The organism is Mesorhizobium sp. KR9-304, assembly GCF_040049215.1.
Taxonomy (GTDB): domain Bacteria; phylum Pseudomonadota; class Alphaproteobacteria; order Rhizobiales; family Rhizobiaceae; genus Mesorhizobium_K.
On the sequence record NZ_JBDZDN010000004.1, the window covers coordinates 294,801 to 312,244 of the forward strand.

The 17,444-nt window shown below is 65.0% G+C and carries 21 protein-coding genes; 9 read left to right on the forward strand and 12 right to left on the reverse strand.

The features are described 5' to 3' along the window. Positions 1–50 precede the first annotated feature (50 nt). Genes ABLE71_RS21135 through ABLE71_RS21145 form a run of 3 tightly spaced genes read right to left on the reverse strand, consistent with a single transcriptional unit; the run spans position 51 to position 3,146 of the window. Positions 51–1,364 (reverse strand): MFS transporter, encoded by a 1,314-nt coding sequence (locus ABLE71_RS21135; protein ID WP_348785454.1) that lies wholly within the window; start codon positions 1,362–1,364, stop codon positions 51–53. Further along, positions 1,364–2,773, reverse strand: a complete 1,410-nt coding sequence (locus tag ABLE71_RS21140; protein ID WP_348785455.1) for an NAD(P)-binding domain-containing protein — start codon at positions 2,771–2,773, stop codon at positions 1,364–1,366. Before ABLE71_RS21140 ends, ABLE71_RS21135 begins: the two co-directional genes overlap by 1 nt. 46 nt (positions 2,774–2,819) lie before the next feature. Then, positions 2,820–3,146: a metalloregulator ArsR/SmtB family transcription factor gene (locus tag ABLE71_RS21145; RefSeq protein WP_348785456.1), complete on the reverse strand. Its 327-nt coding sequence runs from the start codon at positions 3,144–3,146 to the stop codon at positions 2,820–2,822. A gap of 151 nt (positions 3,147–3,297) precedes the next feature. Between ABLE71_RS21145 and ABLE71_RS21150 the strand changes: the two genes are divergently transcribed. The 4 genes from ABLE71_RS21150 (at position 3,298) to ABLE71_RS21165 (ending at position 7,515) form a co-directional block, all read left to right on the forward strand. Beyond that, entirely contained in the window at positions 3,298–4,506 is a 1,209-nt protein-coding gene (locus ABLE71_RS21150; RefSeq protein ID WP_348785457.1) for an amidase, read from the forward strand. A gap of 4 nt (positions 4,507–4,510) precedes the next feature. Next, positions 4,511–5,407 carry a LysR family transcriptional regulator gene (locus ABLE71_RS21155; protein ID WP_348785458.1) on the forward strand — a complete coding sequence of 299 codons (897 nt, stop codon included), beginning with the start codon at positions 4,511–4,513 and terminating at the stop codon, positions 5,405–5,407. A 124-nt stretch (positions 5,408–5,531) separates the two neighbouring features. Next, a complete protein-coding gene (locus tag ABLE71_RS21160) occupies positions 5,532–6,179 on the forward strand; it encodes a DUF1007 family protein (protein ID WP_348785459.1) in 648 nt (215 codons plus the stop codon). A 187-nt stretch (positions 6,180–6,366) separates the two neighbouring features. Continuing rightward, positions 6,367–7,515: a nickel/cobalt transporter gene (locus ABLE71_RS21165; RefSeq protein ID WP_348785460.1), complete on the forward strand. Its 1,149-nt coding sequence runs from the start codon at positions 6,367–6,369 to the stop codon at positions 7,513–7,515. A 9-nt stretch (positions 7,516–7,524) separates the two neighbouring features. Here ABLE71_RS21165 and ABLE71_RS21170 read toward each other — a convergent pair whose 3' ends face one another. The 6 genes from ABLE71_RS21170 to ABLE71_RS21195 form a co-directional block, all read right to left on the reverse strand. After that, entirely contained in the window at positions 7,525–7,947 is a 423-nt protein-coding gene (locus tag ABLE71_RS21170; protein WP_348785461.1) for a BrnA antitoxin family protein, read from the reverse strand. After that, positions 7,944–8,192, reverse strand: coding sequence for a BrnT family toxin (locus ABLE71_RS21175; RefSeq protein WP_348785462.1), 249 nt, complete (start codon positions 8,190–8,192; stop codon positions 7,944–7,946). The genes ABLE71_RS21170 and ABLE71_RS21175 overlap by 4 nt, the downstream gene beginning before the upstream one ends. 70 nt (positions 8,193–8,262) lie before the next feature. Continuing rightward, the gene (locus ABLE71_RS21180; RefSeq protein ID WP_348785463.1) at positions 8,263–8,469 is read right to left on the reverse strand and encodes a hypothetical protein; all 207 of its coding nucleotides are present in this window, start codon (positions 8,467–8,469) and stop codon (positions 8,263–8,265) included. 7 nt (positions 8,470–8,476) lie between these two features. Beyond that, entirely contained in the window at positions 8,477–9,235 is a 759-nt protein-coding gene (locus ABLE71_RS21185; RefSeq protein WP_348785464.1) for an SDR family oxidoreductase, read from the reverse strand. Positions 9,236–9,270: 35 nt separating this feature from the next. Next, entirely contained in the window at positions 9,271–10,299 is a 1,029-nt protein-coding gene (locus ABLE71_RS21190) for a cation diffusion facilitator family transporter (RefSeq protein WP_348785465.1), read from the reverse strand. Between the two features lie 30 nt (positions 10,300–10,329). After that, on the reverse strand, positions 10,330–11,004 hold the full coding sequence (locus ABLE71_RS21195; RefSeq protein ID WP_348785466.1) for a GNAT family protein: 675 nt from the start codon (positions 11,002–11,004) through the stop codon (positions 10,330–10,332). 54 nt (positions 11,005–11,058) lie between these two features. Here ABLE71_RS21195 and ABLE71_RS21200 point away from each other — a divergent pair, with 54 nt between their 5' ends. The 3 genes from ABLE71_RS21200 to ABLE71_RS21210 are packed head-to-tail and all read left to right on the forward strand — an operon-like array spanning position 11,059 to position 12,945. Then, the gene (locus ABLE71_RS21200) at positions 11,059–11,337 is read left to right on the forward strand and encodes a type II toxin-antitoxin system VapB family antitoxin (protein ID WP_348785467.1); all 279 of its coding nucleotides are present in this window, start codon (positions 11,059–11,061) and stop codon (positions 11,335–11,337) included. After that, positions 11,334–11,735, forward strand: a complete 402-nt coding sequence (locus ABLE71_RS21205; protein ID WP_348785468.1) for a type II toxin-antitoxin system VapC family toxin — start codon at positions 11,334–11,336, stop codon at positions 11,733–11,735. Before ABLE71_RS21200 ends, ABLE71_RS21205 begins: the two co-directional genes overlap by 4 nt. 1 nt (position 11,736) lies before the next feature. Then, positions 11,737–12,945, forward strand: a complete 1,209-nt coding sequence (locus tag ABLE71_RS21210) for a pyridoxal phosphate-dependent aminotransferase (protein WP_348785469.1) — start codon at positions 11,737–11,739, stop codon at positions 12,943–12,945. 9 nt (positions 12,946–12,954) lie between these two features. On the opposite strand, the gene ABLE71_RS21215 is transcribed toward ABLE71_RS21210, so the two are convergent. Then, positions 12,955–13,587, reverse strand: a complete 633-nt coding sequence (locus ABLE71_RS21215) for a LysE family translocator (RefSeq protein ID WP_348785470.1) — start codon at positions 13,585–13,587, stop codon at positions 12,955–12,957. A 166-nt stretch (positions 13,588–13,753) separates the two neighbouring features. Here ABLE71_RS21215 and ABLE71_RS21220 point away from each other — a divergent pair, with 166 nt between their 5' ends. Both ABLE71_RS21220 and ABLE71_RS21225 read left to right on the forward strand, forming a co-directional pair. Further along, positions 13,754–14,116 (forward strand): YciI family protein, encoded by a 363-nt coding sequence (locus tag ABLE71_RS21220; protein ID WP_348785471.1) that lies wholly within the window; start codon positions 13,754–13,756, stop codon positions 14,114–14,116. A gap of 122 nt (positions 14,117–14,238) precedes the next feature. Continuing rightward, positions 14,239–15,069 carry an aldo/keto reductase gene (locus tag ABLE71_RS21225; RefSeq protein ID WP_348785472.1) on the forward strand — a complete coding sequence of 277 codons (831 nt, stop codon included), beginning with the start codon at positions 14,239–14,241 and terminating at the stop codon, positions 15,067–15,069. Positions 15,070–15,160: 91 nt separating this feature from the next. Here the strand turns inward: ABLE71_RS21225 and ABLE71_RS21230 are convergent, their stop codons facing one another. Continuing rightward, positions 15,161–16,591, reverse strand: a complete 1,431-nt coding sequence (locus ABLE71_RS21230) for a bifunctional serine/threonine-protein kinase/universal stress protein (protein WP_348785473.1) — start codon at positions 16,589–16,591, stop codon at positions 15,161–15,163. Between the two features lie 31 nt (positions 16,592–16,622). Next, entirely contained in the window at positions 16,623–17,363 is a 741-nt protein-coding gene (locus tag ABLE71_RS21235) for a metallophosphoesterase family protein (protein WP_348785474.1), read from the reverse strand. Positions 17,364–17,444: the final 81 nt, after the last annotated feature.

Consider the following 17,444-nt stretch of genomic DNA (forward strand, 5'->3'; position numbering starts at 1 on the left):
GAACCTGTGCAGGAGGATGGCGCGGCGACGCCGCGCCATCCCTTGCTTCTTCAAGCGGCTTCGGCGTTCAACGCCAGGCCGCCCTCGTTGCGCATTCTGCCGTGCGTCAGTGCTATCGCGCCGAATGTAGCGATGCCGACGACGCCGATCAGCACGTTGATCCACAGCGCCGGGAAGACGCCGACCCCGGCCATCATGAAGGTCAGGCCGAACGGCGCGAAGGCGGCGCTGAACTGGCGCGCCGCCGTGATCCATCCGACATGAGCGCCGTAACCGGCCCGACCGAAGAGTTCGAGCGGCAGCGTGCCGCCCACAATGCTCATCAGCCCCGAGCCGAAGCCGAACAGGATCGCGAACACCACGGCGCCGAGGATCGACGGCGCGGTGATCAGCAGCACCGCCAGACCGGCCGCCAGCGAAGCGGTCGCGCCAAACGCCAGCCAAGTCTGCCGCACGCCGCCGCCGAACAGCATGTTGATGAAGCGGCTGGCGACCTGGGAAGGCCCGAAAAGGCTGGCGACGAAAACCCCGGCCGTGCCGAGACCGACCGCTGCCATCAGCGGGACCATGTGCACGAGGATCGCCGAGAGCACGAAACCCTCGATGGCGAAGCCCGCCAGCATCAGCAGGAACAGCGGCGAGCGGCCGCTTCGCGGGGCCGGCGCAAGGGCGTCCGGCTGAGCAGCGGCGGGCCTTTGTGCGCTGGCCCCGTCTGCGCTGGGCTCAGTGCCACCGGACGCGCCGAGGTCAGCCGTGTCGTTCACGGGCTCGTGGTGATGGGGCAGTGGCTTTGCGCGCGCCAGCCATGCCAGCCAGGCGTGGACGGGCAGGCAGATGACGAGATTGAGGCCCGCGAACACCATCAGCACGCCGCGCCAGTCGAGATGTTCGTGCAGCAGCGTCGTTAGCGGCCAGAACAGCGTCGAGGCAAAGCCGGCGATCAGCGTCAGATGCGTGATACTGCGCCGCGCGTCGCGGCCGCCAAGCTGGACGATGGCGACAAAAGCGGTGCTGTAGAGCACGAAGCAGGCGGCAAGCTCCATCGCCAGCACGCCGATCGCGAAGCCAATTCGCCCCGGGGCCAGCGCACAGAACATGAGCGCGCCGGCCGCGGCGATCGATCCCGGCACCATCAACCTGCCGGCGCCGAACCGGTCGGCCCAATGGCCTGCCAAAGGCGCCAGCACGGCGCCCGCCAGAAGCGCCGTCGACAGGATGGCGAACACCCATTGCTGCGACCATGCCAGCTCTGCCGCGACGGCGGGCGCCAGTATGCTGTAGCTGTAGTAGAGTGTGCCGTAGCCGACGATCTGCGTGGCGCCCAGCGCCCAGATCGCCGCCGTGGGAACCTTGCGTTCGCTCATTACTCGGCCGCTGCCATGTCCCTGGATTTCGTACCGCAGCCGCAGCCCGATTTGCCTGCGTCCTTGGCCTTCGCGTCGGCCACGCAGCAGGCGTCCGTCCTTGCCAGCGTCGGACCGCCGCAGCAACCCGAAGCGGCCTCGCCGACAGCCGGGGCGGCGCTGCAGACGCCTGTCTCCGGCAGCGCCAATTCCACGACGCGGGCGGCCAGATGATCGCCGGCGAGTTCGGCCACGACCGAGCGGACCTGCTCGTAGCCGGTTGCCATCAGGAAGGTCGGTGCGCGGCCGTAGGATTTCGAGCCGACGATGGCAAAACCCGGCTCGGGATGCGAAAGCTCATCGATGCCGTGCGCGGGAACGGTGCCGCAGGAATGGAAATTGGGATCGATCAGGGGCGCCAGCTTCGGCGGCGCTTCGACCGTCGGATCGAGCTCGACGCGCAGTTCGCGCAGGAAGGAAAGGTCGGGCCGGAAGCCGGTCGTCACGACGATGCGGCCGACGTCGATCTCGAACGGCTCGCCGCCGAGCGTCGCTTCGACGCGGACCCCGTCCTGCGTCGGCGACAGGTGCTGCGCCGCGAACGGCGCCAGCATCCGCAGCCGCCCGTCCTGCATCGCCGCCTTGGCAGCGAGGCCGAGCGCGCCGCGCTCCGGCAACTGGTCGTTGAGGCCGCCGCCGAGCAGTCTTTCGATGGAGTTGCGCCGCAGCGCCCAGAAGATTTCGGTGCGCGGGTCGTCCTGCTGCAGTTCCATCAGCGCCAGCGCGACGTTGATGGCCGAATGGCCGCTGCCCACGACCAGCACGCGTTTGCCGGCGTAGCGTTCCCGTTCGGCGTGGACCACATCGGGAATGCCGTATGCGATACGTCCAGCCACCGCGGCTTCGCCGGGAACGGACAGACCGTCGACGCCCATCGGATTGGGCTGCGTCCAGGTTCCCGATGCGTCGATGACGGCGCGGGCGCGCACCCTGTGTTCGGCGCCGTCCCCGTCCGCATAACGAACGACGAACGCCGACTGCTCGCGCCCTTCAGACCCGACCTTGTCGCGGCCCTCGCGGGTGATGCCGGTCACGGTGGCGCCGAGCTTCAGGTTGGCCGCGATCCGCGGCAGCGAAGCTAGCGGCTTCAGATATTGCGCGACGAGTTCGCCGCCATTCGGCAGCGCCTCCGGATCGGGTGCCTGCCATCCGGCCTGGTCGAGAAGGGTGCGCGCGGCGGCATCGACATTGTAGCGCCAGGGCGAGAACACCCGCACATGCGCCCATTCGAGGAGCGAGGCGCCGACGCTCTGCCCGCACTCGAGGATCACAGGCTGAATGCCGCGAGCGACGAGATGGGCCGCGGCGGCAAGGCCGACGGGACCCGCGCCTATGATCGCCACCGGAAGATCGGGAGAGAAGATCGTCATGCATTCCATCCTTCTAGGAGGTTCGAATTATTGGCGCCGAAAATGCTCATGCCACTTCCCTTGTTGGCGAAGCCGGCGCACAGGCATCGGCATCGGCGCAGCATTCGTCGGCGAGATAGCCGATCAGCGCATTCATCGCCGGAAAGGTGGCGCGGCAGATCAGCGTCGTCGCCTGCCGCTCCTGCGAGACCAGGCCGGTGTCGACGAGGCGCTTACAGTGATGCGAAAGCGTGGAGGCCGGGATGTCGAGCTTACTCTGGATGCGGCCGACGGGCAGCCCAGCCTCCCCTGCCCGCACCAGGATGCGGTAGATGTTGAGGCGCGTGGGATTGCCGAGCGCTTCGAGCTGGGAGGCTGCTTTTTCGAGTTTCATCGAAATAACATATATGCGACGGGGCGGGTGCGTCAATTCCAAATTTCGAAGAAAATCGAAATTCGGTATGCCGCTTGCCTGCTTGTCTTGCCCGCTTGCCAAATTCGCTCCATCGAACAATGCTGCCTCCATCGTATCCGGAGGCTGAACGATGACTGCGCCTGTCCTGACCACCCGCGACCGGCTGAACGCCTTTCTCGACCATCCCGAGGTTGCGGTCGACAGCGCGACGGCGGGTCCGCTTGCCGGGCTGACGCTCGGCGTCAAGGACATCTTCGACGTCGCCGGCTATGTGTCGGGCTGGGGCAACCCGGACCGGTTCGCGGAAGCCAAGCCGGCCGTTGCCACTGCGCCTGCCGTGCAGAAGCTGCTCGACGCCGGCGCGCGCTTCATCGGCAAGACGCAGACCGAGGAGCTTGCCTTCTCGATGATCGGCCAGAACGTGCATTTCCCGCGTCCGGTGAACCCGGCAGCGCCCGACAGGGTGACGGGCGGCTCGTCGTCGGGCTCGGCCGCCGCGGTGGCGGGAGGGCTGGCCGATATCGGTACCGGCTCGGACACCGGCGGCTCGGTGCGCGCGCCGGCGAGTTTTTGCGGGCTGATGGGGCTCAGAACCACGCACGGGCTGATTTCGCTGGAAGGCACGATGCCGCTGGCGCCCTCCTTCGACACATTCGGCTGGTTCGCCAGGGATGCGGAGATCTATGAGCGTGTCGGCGAGGTGCTGCTGGGCGGACGTATTGAGGCGGCAGAGAAACCGCGCCTGATCTCCCTGCCGGCGCTCGACGAACTGGTGTCGGGACCGGCCGAGGCGACGGCATACGGCCGCATGAAACGCACAGCGGAGGGTGTGCTCGGGCCGGTGCATGCCGCCAAGCAACCGCCCTTTTCCATCGACGAACTCTACTGGGCGACGCGCAAGCTGCAGGCACGGGAGGCATGGGCAGCGCACGGCGAATGGATCTCGGTGGAGGGGCGGCGGATCGGCCAGGCGATCCATGACCGCTTCGCGTTCGGAAAAACCGTGAGTGCGGCGGACGTTGCCGCCGAGACGAAGAAGCGCGACGCGTTTCGCGCGGCGTTCGCCAACCTGCTTGGGAACGACGGCATCCTAGTGCTTCCGACCGTGCCCTGCGCGGCGCCGAAGGCGGCCAGCACGGCGGAAGAACTCGGCGCCTTCCGCGAGCGCGCGATAAGGCTACTCTGCTGGTCGGGGCTTTCCGGATTTCCGCAGATCAGCCTGCCGCTCGGCCAAGTCGATAGCGCGCCGTTCGGCATCTCGCTGCTTGGACCCGCCGGCAGCGACCTGGCGCTGATCAGGCTCGGGCGACGCGTGCTGGAATCGGCAGGAAGAGGATGAGCCGATGGACACGCTGACCCGAATGCGCGCCTTTATCAGCGTGGTGGAGGCCGAAGGATTTTCCGCCGCGGCGCGCAGGATCGGCCGCTCCAAGGCGCTGCTGTCGAAATATGTGCGCGAACTGGAGGACGAACTCGGCGCCCTGCTGCTCAACCGCACGACGCGGCAGTTCTCGCTGACCGAGGCAGGCCACACCTATTACAGGCGCGCCTCCGAGATCGTGCGCGAGGTGGACAGCCTGGCCGACGCGGTGCGCGAATCCTCGGGCGACGTGCGCGGGCGCATCAAACTGTCGGCGCCGCGCACCTTCGCCGACGCGCCGATCGGCCAGGCGCTGATCGACTTTGCCGTGGCGCATCCGCAAATCGTGCTGGAGATCCAGCTCGACGACCGCTTCGTCGACCTTGTCGAAGAGGGGTTCGACCTCGCCGTGCGCATCACGCGGCTGGAGAACTCGTCGCTGATCGCGCGCCGCCTGTCGCCCTTCGCGATCAAGCTTTGCGCCTCCCCCGGGGTGGTCGAGAAATACGGCGCGCTGGAGCGGCCGCAGGACCTCGTCGACAAGCCCTGCGTCATCGACACCAACGGCCGCTGGCTGTCCAACTGGCCCTTCGTCGGCGACAACGGCCAGATGTTCACGGTGTCGGTGACCGGCCGCATCGAGGTCAACAGCCCGATGGCGGCGCGAGCCGCCGCCGTATCGGGACTGGGCTGGGCGGTGCTGCCCGACTTCATCGCCGAGCCGGACATAAAAGCCGGCCGGCTGGTGCCTATGCTCGACGACAGGATGCCCAAGGGCGGCGGCATCTTCGCCGTCTATCCGCACCGGCGCTATCTGCCGGCCAAGGTGCGCGTCTTCGTCGATTTCCTGGTGCAGTGGTTCAGGACGGCGGAGGGGTGAGGGCCAACTGCTCTCAGGCGCAGCGGCAAAAAGGTCGCGGACGCGCGACGCCGGCGGTCCCATTTTCGCCAGCTTTGTGGTAATGCTGCGGCTTCTTCGGACGATCAGGCTCATGCAAGGAAATATGCGGACCGCCAAAACGGCTCTGGGGCTTGCGGCCCTCCTCGCCTCGACGGTCCCCGCGAGCGTGCATCCGCACGTCTTCGCCGAAGCCAGGCTCGACGTCGTCGTCAATCCCGACAAGACGGTGAAATCGCTCCGGCACCTCTGGCGCTTCGACGATCTTTTCTCCTCGACCGTGCTTGTCGAGTTCGACAAGAACAGCGACCTCAAGCTCGACGACACCGAACTTCAGGAGGTCTCGCAGACGGTCCACGCGTCGCTCGCCGAGTACAATTATTTTCAGCTCGTCTCGGTCGACGGCAAGGACGTGGCGATGAAGCCGCCGGCCGCACTGATGGCGAACTACGAGAACGATCAGCTCATCATCCTGTTCGAATCCGAGCCGAAGGAAGCCCTGGCGCTGAAGGGCAAGGTCGATTTCGGCATATACGACCCGACCTTCTACACGGCGATCGACTACACCGAAGACGAGAACATGGCGGTGAAGGACCTGCCGGCGAGCTGCACCCGTGCCGTGATCCGACCCGACCCCGACGAGGCGATCTCGCAGAACCAGGCCAATCTGACCGACGCCTTCTTCAACGATCCGGCGGGCACCGACCTCAGCAAGATATTTGCGACCAAGCTGGAACTGACCTGCGTGGGCTGACCGCGGCCTAGTGTCCCGATTCTGAAATTCGCATGAGTTCGATATCAAGGGCAGTACGAATTTCAGAATCGAAAGGACACTAGGAACTCATTGATTTCTAGTGTCGTTTTTTGATTTCGAAGTTCGCTCTGAGCGCGATATCAAAATCAAACGAACTTCGAAATCACGACACTAGGGGAGACGGGAAGTGAAAAAGACGACGGTCCGGCTGGTCTTCGCGTTGATCGCGGTCACCTATGTGCTGACGCATTTCATCGGCCACGCGCATGCGCAGAGTTCGCTCGGCATCGGTACCAACGAGGCGATCGTTCCCTCGACCGGCCTGTTCGGCGGCTGGCTCGCCTGGATCAATTTGCAGCAGCAGCACTTCTACCGCGCGCTGACCGGCGCACTGAAAGGCATGCGCGAGGACGGCAGCAAGCTGTGGGTGCTGATTGGACTGTCTTTCGCCTACGGCGTCTTCCATGCTGCCGGCCCCGGCCATGGCAAGGCGGTGATCTCCTCCTACATGCTCGCCAACGAAGTGGCGCTGAGGCGCGGCATCATGCTCTCCTTCGTTTCCGCCTTCCTGCAGGCGCTGACCGCGATCCTCGTCATGGCGCTGGTATTCCTGGTGCTGCGCGGCACCTCGGTGTCGATGACCGACGCGACCTGGTTCCTCGAAGTAGCGAGCTACGTGCTGATCACGCTCTTCGGCGCTTGGCTCCTGTGGCAGAAGACCGGGCATCGGCTGCTGTCGCTGTTCGGCGTCAACCCGGCCCATAGCCTTTCGGCCGCGCATGCGCATGGGCACGGACAGAGCCATGCGCATTCACATGCGCACAGCCACACGGCGCTTTCTCATGCGCACAGCCACGCGGAGGCGCATGCGCACGCCCATCACGCCCATGCGCACGACGACCATCATGGGCATGATCACCATCATCACGGGCATGCGCATGTTCACGCCGCCGGAGAGGTCTGCGAGACCTGCGGGCACAGCCACGCGCCAGACCCGGCGATGCTGTCGGGCGACCGCTTCAGCTGGAAGACAGCGTGGTCGGCGGTCGCGGCAGTGGGGCTCAGGCCCTGCTCGGGCGCGCTGATCGTTTTGACCTTCGCTTTCCTCAACGGGCTTTTCGTCGGCGGCGTGCTGTCGGTCTTCGCCATGGCGGTGGGCACGGCAATCACCGTCTCGGCGCTGGCGACAATGGCCGTCACTGCCAAGAACTGGGCGGTCGCCTATGCCGGCGACGGCCGCGCCGGCAACCACGTGCACGCGACGATCGAGATCGCGGGAGCGGCGCTGGTCTTTGCGCTCGGCCTGCTGCTGCTGAGTGCGAGCCTGGCGGGATAGCGCCCTGCCCTAAGGCTTGGCGGCCTCAAGAACCTTGGCCATCCTGGCGCGCCAGTCCCTGCCGCTCGCCTTGAACCTGGCAAGCGTATCCGGATCGACGCGAAGGGTTACGGCTTCCTTCGGCTTCTCGACCCGGGGACGGCCGCGCGCGCGCTGGATGCTCTCGTAGAGGTCGGGCAGTGCCTCTTTCATAGGGCGCATTCTCGCGAAATCTTCGGCGGTAAGCGGTCGCTCGATTTCCGGGTCTGGTCCGATGAGTTCGCCGGTAGCGTCATCAACCCACCAGCCGTCTTCGTCCTGGTGGACGGCGCCAGCAGCAATGAGAGCTTTCATCTCGCGGTTATAGACATCCCATCGGCGCTGCATCTCGGCGGCGTCTTCCTCGCTGTCCATGAGGTCCTTGGTAATGAACTGAGGCCACTTGCTGGTCATGAGCGGTTTCTTTCGGCTTTGCTCGCCCGACGCATGGAGATGATGGAAAGAGCTTCCGACCCTAGCGGGCGGAACACAACAGCGATGATCGTAATGCCTTCGAACTCGCCCACGGCGAGAAAGCGGCCCGACTTGGCATCCTCGAGACGGGCGTTTTCGAAGAACTCGCTGGTAAGGACAGCGAAATCCAAACCGTGCTTCGCGATGTTCTGCTGCCGCTTCGGTTCGTCCCAGACGAGCCTCACGGATTATTCGTACACGAAAAATCCAGGGTCGTCAAAATAAATGTGTACGATAAATGACTGGGCGGCATGGCTACTTCCCTCGCCGGCTCTGGCTCCTGCCGCGCAGCCAGAAGACCAGGAAGAATGCGGCGACGAAGAGCACGGCGATGATGCCGGCTGCGGCGGTGGAACGATTGCCGACCGCGATCATGACCTTCGGCAGATAGAAGGCGCCGAGGCCGAAGACGGCAAGCAGGACGGCGGCGGCGATTGCCGAGTTGCGGTTTTCGGGGGTCATTCGGCAATCACAGCGAAAACCCGCCGTCGACGCTGATCACCGTGCCCGTCGTGAAGGCGGCTTCGTCGGAGGCGAGGTAGACGACAACAGGCGCGATCTCGGCGGCGTCGGCGACGCGGCCCATCGGCTGCCGCTGCACGAACATTTCGAGCGCCTTTTCCTTGCTGCCCCACTCCTTGCCGAGAGTCTCGACGCGGTCTTCCCACGAGGGCGACTTGAACGTGCCGGGCGCGACAGCATTGCAGCGCACGCCGTCGCGGATGAAGTCGGCCGCGACCGCCTTGGTGAGGCCTATGACGGCGGCCTTGCTGGCGCCGTAGGCGTAGCGGTTCGGGATGCCCCGCACCGAGGATGCGCCTGAAGCGATGTTGACGATGGAACTCGTCCCGCCGCTTTCCTTGGCCCGCGCGAGCATGCCCGGGAGAAAGGCTTTGATGGTGCGGTGCATGGATTTCACGTTGAGGTCGAAGGAAAAGTCCCAGTCCTTCTCGCTGGTGGTGAGCACCGTGCCGTGATGCACGTAGCCGGCGACGTTGACCAGGATGTCGACCGGCCCGATCTTCGCCGCATAGGCGTCGACCGCTTTGGTCGACAGCACGTCGAGCCTAGCCTTTTTGGCCCGCGCCAGGCCTTCCAGCTTCTCGCGGGAAACGTCGGAAGCGTGGACGGTCGCGCCTTCCGCGACGAAGGCCTCGGCGATCGCCCTGCCGATGCCCTGCCCCGCCGCGGTAACCACCGCGATCTTCCCCTTAAGCCTGCCTGCCATGATGTTTCCCTGATGAGTGCCCGTTGTCGGATTGTTTAGTGCAGATGTTTCGGCGATGCGTCGGTGCAGACGCCAAATTCAGGCTCGACGGTGGCGTGCTCGATGCCGTGCTTGCCCGCCAGCCGCGACTTGATGGCGCTGACGGCAGTGTAAGCGTCCGTGCCTTCGGTCAGGCAGGCGTGCAGCGTCGCCATGTTCTTGGTGCCGTCCATCGACCAGACATGCATGTGGTGGATCTCGCGCACGCCGGCGACATTGGCCTGGATATCCTTCGCGATGCCGTCGCGGTCTAGGCTGTCAGGCACGCCTTCGAGCAGCACATGCGCGGCCTCGCGCATCAGCGACCAGGCGGTGGAGAGGATGAGCAGCGCGACGAGCACGGACAGGATCGGATCGATGGGTGTCCAGCCGGTCCAAAGGATGACGAGCGCCGCGACGATCGCCGCCGCAGAACCGAGCATGTCGCCCAGCACATGCAGGATAGCGCCTCGCATGTTGAGGCTGTGGCGGTCGCCGCCATGCAACACGACGAAGCCGGCGATGTTGACCAGCAGGCCGAGCGTGGCGACCACCAGCATCGGCCCGCCCAGCACCGGCTCCGGCACCATGAACCGGCGCGCCGCCTCGTAGACGATCCACACGGCGACGGCGAAAATGGTTATGCCGTTGGTGTAGGCTACCAGCGTCTTCACGCGGCCGAAGCCGTAGGTGAGGCTCGACGTGGCGGCGCGCCCGCTGAGCCGGAATGCGTACCAGGCGAGGCCGAGCGCGATCGAGTCGGTCAGCATGTGGCCGGCGTCGGCGAGCAGCGCCAGCGAGCCGGTGAGGAAGCCGCCGATCGCCTCCGCGACCATGAAGCCGCCGGTCAGGCAGGCGGCGATCAGAACGCGCGTTTGGTCGGTCGCGCCGTGGACATGGCCTGCGCCATGGCTGTGACCGGAATGATCATGGCCGGCGTGGCTGTGGCCTGCGTGATCGTGACCTGCGTGGTCATGATCCCCATGGTCGTGATCATCGTGGTCGTGATCGTGGCTATGGCCGCCACGACCGGGGGAAGCTGCCACAACAGGCCTCTCTGGTAACGAAATAACCTTTCACGCCAAAGACTTACGAAAATCTTCCAGGCGCCTTTTCTGGTTTCCGTCACTATCAAAATTGTCGGGATGGAGCCAGCCCTCATATGCCTTTCTCAAACCCGGCCATTCCTTGTCGATGATCGAATACCAGGCGGTGTCGCGGTTCTCGCCCTTGACGATCATGTGCTGGCGGAAGACGCCCTCGAACTGGAAGCCGAAACGCTCGGCCGCGCGTTTCGACGGTTCGTTGCGGTTGTTGCACTTCCATTCGTAGCGACGGTAGCCGAGCTCGTCGAAGACGTATTGCGCGAACAGGAACTGCGCCTCGGTCGCGGCAGGCTTGCGCGCGACAAGCGGCCCCCAGAGGATATTGCCGATCTCGATGACGCCAAAGGTGGGGTCGATGCGCATCAGCGTCTGGCGCCCGGCGACCTTGTCCGAAGCCTTGTCGATGACGGTGAAGAAGAGCGGGTCCTCGCTCGTCTGAACCTTCTCCAGCCAGGGCTGGAAGGCGGCGCGACCCTCGGGACTCGCCTCGAAGAGCCAGCGGAAGCGCTCTGGGTCCGCGGTCGCCGCCTCGTAAAGCCCGTCGCCGTGTGCGGCGGCCGAGAGCGGCTCCAGGCGCACATAGCGCCCGTCAAGCACCTTGCGCTCGGGGTGTGGACGCTGAGTCCAGTTTTTCAGGTCGGTCATCGAAGAGCCTCGTCGGCTTGAGAATGGCTGCATAGCTGTATATGCTTCCACCCAATGGAGCTTGGGCCAATGGCCATTACAATACGCAACCAGAAAACCGAGGAACTGATCCGCAAAATCGGCCGCCGCACCGGCGAAGGGCCGAGCGCCGTGGTGCGCCGGCTGGCGGAGCGGGAAGCGGGCGGCCAGGATAATACGGTTCCGGAGGACGAGGTGCGGCGCAGGATGCAGCGCTTCGACGACCTTGCCAAGAAGTATCCTCAGACCGGACCCAAAATGAGCTGGAAAGAGATAGAAAAGGAAATGGACTCCATTTTCGGCGATGAACAGTGATCGTCATCGACACGTCCGTTTTCGTCGCGATATTCAAGACAGAACCAATCGCACCGTCGCTGAGACTGCGCCTCGGCAAAGCCGCCGCCGCTATTGTGCCGGCGACCTGTCTCGTTGAAATCGCATTGTTGCGCCGCATGGACGAGCGGCTTTTGGATTGGGCGAGGGATCTGGTAAGCCAGCCACCCTTTCAGATCGTGGAACTCTCCACCCCCGAGGCAGAGATTGCTGCGGACGCGGCGAGACGTTTCGGCAAGGGCAGCGGGCATCCCGCTCAACTCAATTTTGGCGACTGCCTCGTCTACGCGGCAGCGAAGTTTAGAAACGTGCCGCTGCTTATTGCTGGCAACGATTTTATCAAGACAGATATTGCCATCGCTGCCACCGAGGACAACTGACATGCTCCATACAGTCGCCGCCTTCGACCGACTGGGCGAAGAGAACGCCTTCGCCGTGCTGGCCCGCGCCACCGCGCTGGCCGCACAGGGCAAGGACATCATCAACCTCGGCATCGGCCAGCCCGACTTCAAGACGCCTGGTCACATCGTCGAGGCCGCGATCAAGGCGCTGCGCGACGGCCATCACGGCTACACGCCGGCGACCGGGCTCTTGGCGACGCGCGAGGCGGTGGTGCGCCGCACGCTGACGACGACCGGCGTCGAGGTGTCGCCGGAGAATGTGATGATCCTGCCGGGGGGAAAGCCGACCATGTATGCGGCGATCATCATGTTCGGCGAGCCGGGCGCGGAGATTATGTATCCCGACCCCGGCTTCCCGATCTACCGCTCGATGATCGAGTTCACAGGGGCAAAGCCGGTGCCGATCCCGATCCGCGAGGCGAACGGCTTTGCCTTCTCCGCCGAGGAGACGCTGGGGCTGATCACGCCCAGGACCCGGCTGATCATCCTCAACTCGCCGGCCAATCCGACCGGCGGCGTCACGCCGAAGGCCGAGATCGACAGGCTGGTGAAGGGGCTGGAGAAACACCCCGACGTCGCCATCCTGTCGGACGAGATCTACGACGTCATGACCTATGACGGCGAAAAGCACACCTCGCTCTTAACCTATCCCGAGATCCGCGACCGGCTGATCGTGCTGAACGGCTGGTCGAAGACATGGGCGATGACCGGCTGGCGCATGGGCTGGTCTATCTGGCCGAACGGGGCAAAGAGCGCGAACCTCTACGACAAGGTGAGGAAGCTCGCCGTCAATTGCTGGTCCTGCGTGAACGCGCCTTCGCAGTTCGCCGGCATCGCTGCGATCGACGGGCCGCAGGACGATGTGGAGAAGATGATGAAGGCCTTCGACCGGCGCCGCAAGGTCGTGGTCGAGGGGCTGAACGACCTGCCCGGCATCTCCAGCATCGTGCCGAAGGGCGCATTCTATGCCTTCCCGAATGTGTCGGGGACCGGTTGGAAGGCGAAGAAGCTCGCCTCCGAACTTCTGGACAATGCCGGCGTCGCGCTGATAGGCGGTCCGGACTTCGGCATCCTCGGCGAAGGTTACATCCGGCTTTCCTACGCCAATTCGGAGGAGAACATTCTCAAGGCTCTGGAGCGGATGAGGGAGTTTCTGGCCAGGACGCGTAACCACACCGGCGACGCGTGACGCCTGATCCTAGAGCCGGGTTGTAGCGAGCTTGAAACTGGCAAACAGGAAGAAGCAACCGAGGCCGGCTTCGATCCAGCGACGGGCCCGCATATAGGCGCTGCGAACCGGAGCGGAGGACAGAAGCAGCGCATAGCCGCCATGTCCAAGGAACGAGTTGACGAAGGCCACAGCGACGAACAGCGCGACCACCGGCAGCGGCGCGTCGCCGACCCCGCCGACGCTGGCGATCGCCAGCCAGAACATGATCGCCTTCGGGTTTGAGATCTGCAGCACGAAGCCGGCAAGCCCGGTGCGCCAGACGCTTTCGCGCCCGACCCGCCCGATGACGAGCTTCGGCGTCGAGGCCGCGTTGCGGAACGCCTTCCAGGCCAGCCAGGCGAGATAAGCCGCCCCGAGGATACGCAGGACGGTCATCAGTTGGGCGACCTGAGCAAGGACCGCCGTGACGCCGGCAACCGTCGCCACCGACAGCACGATCGACCCGCAGGCCACGCCGAAGGCGGTGACCACGGACGGCAGCCGGCCGCGGCTGGTCGCCACGCCGAGGATGAGCGCCACGCTGGGTCCCGGCGAGAGGATGCCCATCGCCTGGATCGACCAGGCAAGCAGCAGTTGCGGCAGGTATTCGGCGAGGTGCATCTTTTTCCCGGACGCGGAGATGTTCAGCGCCAGCACGGGGTATCACAACCGCTCCCGACAGCATCATGGCAGGAGACGGCTGCGGTTTGGCGCAAGACACCACCCTTGGCGCAACGCAGCGCGCGTGATCAATTGCGCACGGTTTTTTCGGAAGAAGGTGTTCCCCATGCTCTACGCAATTCTCGCCTATCACGAGGAAGCGAAGATCTCATCGCTGACATCGGAGGAAGATGCCGCACTCATGGGCCGACTTCTGGAAGTCCAGGCGAAGATGGTCGAGGACGGCAGCCTTGGCCCGCAGGTGCGTCTGAGCGCGACCAAGGAGGCACGCACCGTGCGCGCCAGCGGGATGGTTCTCGACGGTCCCTTCGCCGAGACCAAGGAACAACTGCTGGGCTTCTACGTCGTGAACTGCGACACCCACGACGCCGCGATCGCCATCGCCAAAGAGCTACAGCAGGTCAACAAGACGGCAGTCTATGAGGTCCGGCCCGTCATCCTCCATGTTCCCGGCGCGCCACTTTCCTGATTGCACTCTCAATTTCCCTCCACAATCGAGTTTTGCCGCCCCGGCGGTTGGCGTCGGCTTCCGCATTGCGTAGATAGGTCCATGGGGAGGATCGACGCCAGCGATTAGCAAGGACCCATCACATGCCCGCAAGAATCTCCCTGAACGACGGCTCCTCCATTCCCCAGCTTGGCCTCGGCGTCTGGCAGGTCGACCCCGATATCACCGCCAAGGTCGTGGGCTGGGGGATCGAGGCCGGGTACCGGCTGATCGACACGGCCGAGGGCTACAGGAACGAAGAAGGGGTCGGGCAGGCGATCCGCCAGGCGGGCGTTGCGCGGAACGAACTCTACATCACATCCAAGCTGCGCAACGGCGCGCACCGGCGCGACGACGCGCTCAGAGCCTTCGACGAGACGATGGAGAAGCTCGGACTGGAGCAGCTCGACCTGTTCCTGATCCACTGGCCGCTGCCAGGCCAGGACAGATATGTCGAGGCGTGGAAGACGCTGATCGAACTCAGGGACGCCGGCCGCATCAGGTCGATCGGCGTTTCGAATTTCAACCAGGATCATCTCGAGCGCATCATCGGCGAGACCGGCGTGACGCCGGCCGTCAACCAGATCGAACTGCATCCCCGCTTCCAACAGCGCGACAAGCGCGACTATCACGACAGGCACAACATCAGGATCGAGAGCTGGAGCCCGCTGGGCAGCGGCCGCCTGCTCGACGAGCCGACGCTCGCCGCTATCGCCCGCAAGCACGGCAAGACGGTCGCGCAGACCATCATACGCTGGCATCTTCAGGAGGGGCTGATCGTCATCCCGAAATCGGTCAACAGGGACCGCATCGCCGCCAATATCGACGTCTTCGACTTCAATCTGGACGCCGGGGACCTGAAGGCAATCGAGGGGCTGGATTCGCCTGACGGCCGCACCGGGTCCAACCCGGCGACGGCGTCGTTCCTGTTCTGAAACACGCTTTTTTGCCCGCGCGGGCATGGTTGCGCCGCGCTGTTGCCGACAAATCGACCGGTGGCCCGGCTGCCTTCCTGTTCCCCCTGCGCTAAGCCATTCGAACTGTGCTTGCGCCGTCCCGGTTCTGCTCCTCGACAGCCTTGATCCGCACCACCGAAACCGAACACAGCGCCTCGGCTACGATCTTGGTCGATACGCTGCCGAGATGGCGGCGGATCGCCGACGAACCGCGGGCGCCCACGATTATGTGGCCGACGTCATTGTGCTCGGCATAGGTGAGGATCGCGTCGGCGGGGCTCACCGCTTCCAGCACATGGTAGCTGATGCGATCCTCCGGCAGATGCAGCGGATGCGCCCAGTCCTTGAGCGCCACGAGGCGCTTCAGGTAGATCGACTGTCCATTCTCGTCTCCAAGGGACGTCTGGCCGACGATCTCGGTCTTAAGCACGGTGACGCAGGCGAGCCAGGAACCCTCCCGCGTCGCCAACGCGCGCGCCGTCTCGTCCAGCACGGCGTCGCTCAGCGCGTCGCGGCCGTTGGAGAGGTCGACGCCGGCCAGAACGATCGACGCTCCCGCATGCCGGCTCTCGATGCGGGCCCGGCCGACCAGCGAACGGTCGTCGCGCTTGCCGAACAGACCGGTCAGGGCAGCCCAGAAACCGGCCCGCCGTTCCGAGCGCCGCCTGGAGACGACAACCTGATCGGGGTTGCGCAGGTCTGACAGCACATGACTGGCCTCGGCATAGCGCTTGGAACGGTCGACCTCCATGCAGCGCTGGATTATCTCGTCCAGCCAGCGCGGAACGCCGCCATTGATCTCGCGCGGCCGCTTCGGCGCGTGGTAGAGCCGGCGCTTCATGCCGGCAAATGTGGCCGGGCGGCCGAAGGGCTCTTCTCCTGTCGCCAGCTGGTAGAGGATGCAGCCGAGCGCGAAGAGGTCGCTCGCCGTGTCGGTTCGCTCACCGAGCACCTGCTCGGGCGATATGTATGCCGCCGTCCCCATCGGCACAGAGCTTTCCTCGCCGAGGAGGTCAGGCAGCTCGGCATGGCGCGACAGGCCGAAGTCGAGCAACACGGCGCCGCGCCCGGTCAGGATGATGTTTTCAGGCTTCAGGTCGAGATGCGCGACCTTCTGGCGGTGCAGGGCGGCCAGCGCGGTCGCGATCTTTATGCCGATGCCGGCAACCTCATCGGCGGGCAGCGGCGCCTTCCCGACGATGTCGGCGAGGCTTTCTCCCTCGACGAACTCCATCGCTATGTAAGGAATCTTCATGAGGTCGCCGGAGCCCAGGAATCGCGGCACATGCGGCCCCGACAGCCGCTTGAGGATCAGTTCCTCGACCTCGTAGCCGATGATCCCTGACGCATCCTGTCCTGGATCGAAGAACGGGATCTTCAGGATCGCCGGAAGATCGAGCCCCGGCTTCGTTGCGCGCCAAAGCGCCGCCATGCCGCCGGAGGGCAGCTTGCGCGCCAGCTCGAACCCGTCGATGACCGTTCCCGTCTCAAGCCGTTGCATCGATCCTCTCCAATGGTCCGAAGGCCCGGTCCTACCGGCCAATTTTCAAGCGCATGCCAAGCCATGCAGGCAGGCCGCAGGCGGCGATCTTGCCGGCGGTCCTGTCGCAATCATAGGGCGTGCGGATCATGGTCACCGTCCGCCGTTCGGTATCGGCCAGGGCGAAGCAGGCGGCCGGATTCCCGTCGCGCGGCTGCCCGACCGAGCCGACGACGACGACGTGCCGGCGCAGCGGGGACAACGGCGCCGGGATATCGTCGTGCGGCCGGAAATGGACGGGACGCTTGCCGGGGAGCGCGTAGTAGATCGCCGGGATATGGGTGTGGCCGCAGATGATCGTACGAGCCAGGCTCGACGACAGGCAGCGTTCGGCGGCATCCAGATCGCGCATGTATTGCCAGTCCGCCGGCCGATCCGCACTTGCGTGAACATAGAGCCGGTCCTCGGAAGCGAGGGAGAGCGGGAGATTGCGGAGGAAGTCGAGATGGGCGGGCGCAAGCTGCTTGCGCGTCCACGCTGCAGCGACGCGCGCGTTCTCCGTCATGCCGCGACCGGGCTGAACCACCGCCTCATCATGATTGCCGAGGATACAGAGCGCTCCCCCGGCGACCAGCTCGGCCGCGGTCTCGATCGCATGAACCGGGTCCGGTCCATATCCGACAAGGTCGCCGAGCAGGACGATCTCGTCCGGGCCAAGGTCGCGAACGATTTCGAGCGCCGCATCGAAGGCTTCGCGGTTAGCATGGATGTCGGAAAGGATGGCCACGCGCATCTGGCTTCAGTTCGACCCTCGCTTCGGTCGGCCGCAGATTTGCATGCCCTCGGCCTTCTCCGCATTGTCCAGAGTCAAACC

Bases quoted from the DNA above. Each gene is read 5' to 3' on its own strand.
- ABLE71_RS21155 (WP_348785458.1), top strand. From the start codon at position 4,511: ATGGACACGCTGACCCGAATGCGCGCCTTTATCAGCGTGGTGGAGGCC.
- ABLE71_RS21140 (WP_348785455.1), bottom strand. From the start codon at position 2,773: ATGACGATCTTCTCTCCCGATCTTCCGGTGGCGATCATAGGCGCGGGT.
- ABLE71_RS21135 (WP_348785454.1), bottom strand. From the start codon at position 1,364: ATGAGCGAACGCAAGGTTCCCACGGCGGCGATCTGGGCGCTGGGCGCC.
- ABLE71_RS21230 (WP_348785473.1), bottom strand. From the start codon at position 16,591: ATGCAACGGCTTGAGACGGGAACGGTCATCGACGGGTTCGAGCTGGCG.
- ABLE71_RS21195 (WP_348785466.1), bottom strand. From the start codon at position 11,004: ATGACCGACCTGAAAAACTGGACTCAGCGTCCACACCCCGAGCGCAAG.
- ABLE71_RS21160 (WP_348785459.1), top strand. From the start codon at position 5,532: ATGCGGACCGCCAAAACGGCTCTGGGGCTTGCGGCCCTCCTCGCCTCG.
- ABLE71_RS21225 (WP_348785472.1), top strand. From the start codon at position 14,239: ATGCCCGCAAGAATCTCCCTGAACGACGGCTCCTCCATTCCCCAGCTT.
- ABLE71_RS21215 (WP_348785470.1), bottom strand. From the start codon at position 13,587: ATGCACCTCGCCGAATACCTGCCGCAACTGCTGCTTGCCTGGTCGATC.
- ABLE71_RS21210 (WP_348785469.1), top strand. From the start codon at position 11,737: ATGCTCCATACAGTCGCCGCCTTCGACCGACTGGGCGAAGAGAACGCC.
- ABLE71_RS21150 (WP_348785457.1), top strand. From the start codon at position 3,298: ATGACTGCGCCTGTCCTGACCACCCGCGACCGGCTGAACGCCTTTCTC.
- ABLE71_RS21235 (WP_348785474.1), bottom strand. From the start codon at position 17,363: ATGCGCGTGGCCATCCTTTCCGACATCCATGCTAACCGCGAAGCCTTC.
- ABLE71_RS21220 (WP_348785471.1), top strand. From the start codon at position 13,754: ATGCTCTACGCAATTCTCGCCTATCACGAGGAAGCGAAGATCTCATCG.
- ABLE71_RS21180 (WP_348785463.1), bottom strand. From the start codon at position 8,469: ATGACCCCCGAAAACCGCAACTCGGCAATCGCCGCCGCCGTCCTGCTT.
- ABLE71_RS21200 (WP_348785467.1), top strand. From the start codon at position 11,059: ATGGAGCTTGGGCCAATGGCCATTACAATACGCAACCAGAAAACCGAG.
- ABLE71_RS21185 (WP_348785464.1), bottom strand. From the start codon at position 9,235: ATGGCAGGCAGGCTTAAGGGGAAGATCGCGGTGGTTACCGCGGCGGGG.
- ABLE71_RS21170 (WP_348785461.1), bottom strand. From the start codon at position 7,947: ATGACCAGCAAGTGGCCTCAGTTCATTACCAAGGACCTCATGGACAGC.
- ABLE71_RS21145 (WP_348785456.1), bottom strand. From the start codon at position 3,146: ATGAAACTCGAAAAAGCAGCCTCCCAGCTCGAAGCGCTCGGCAATCCC.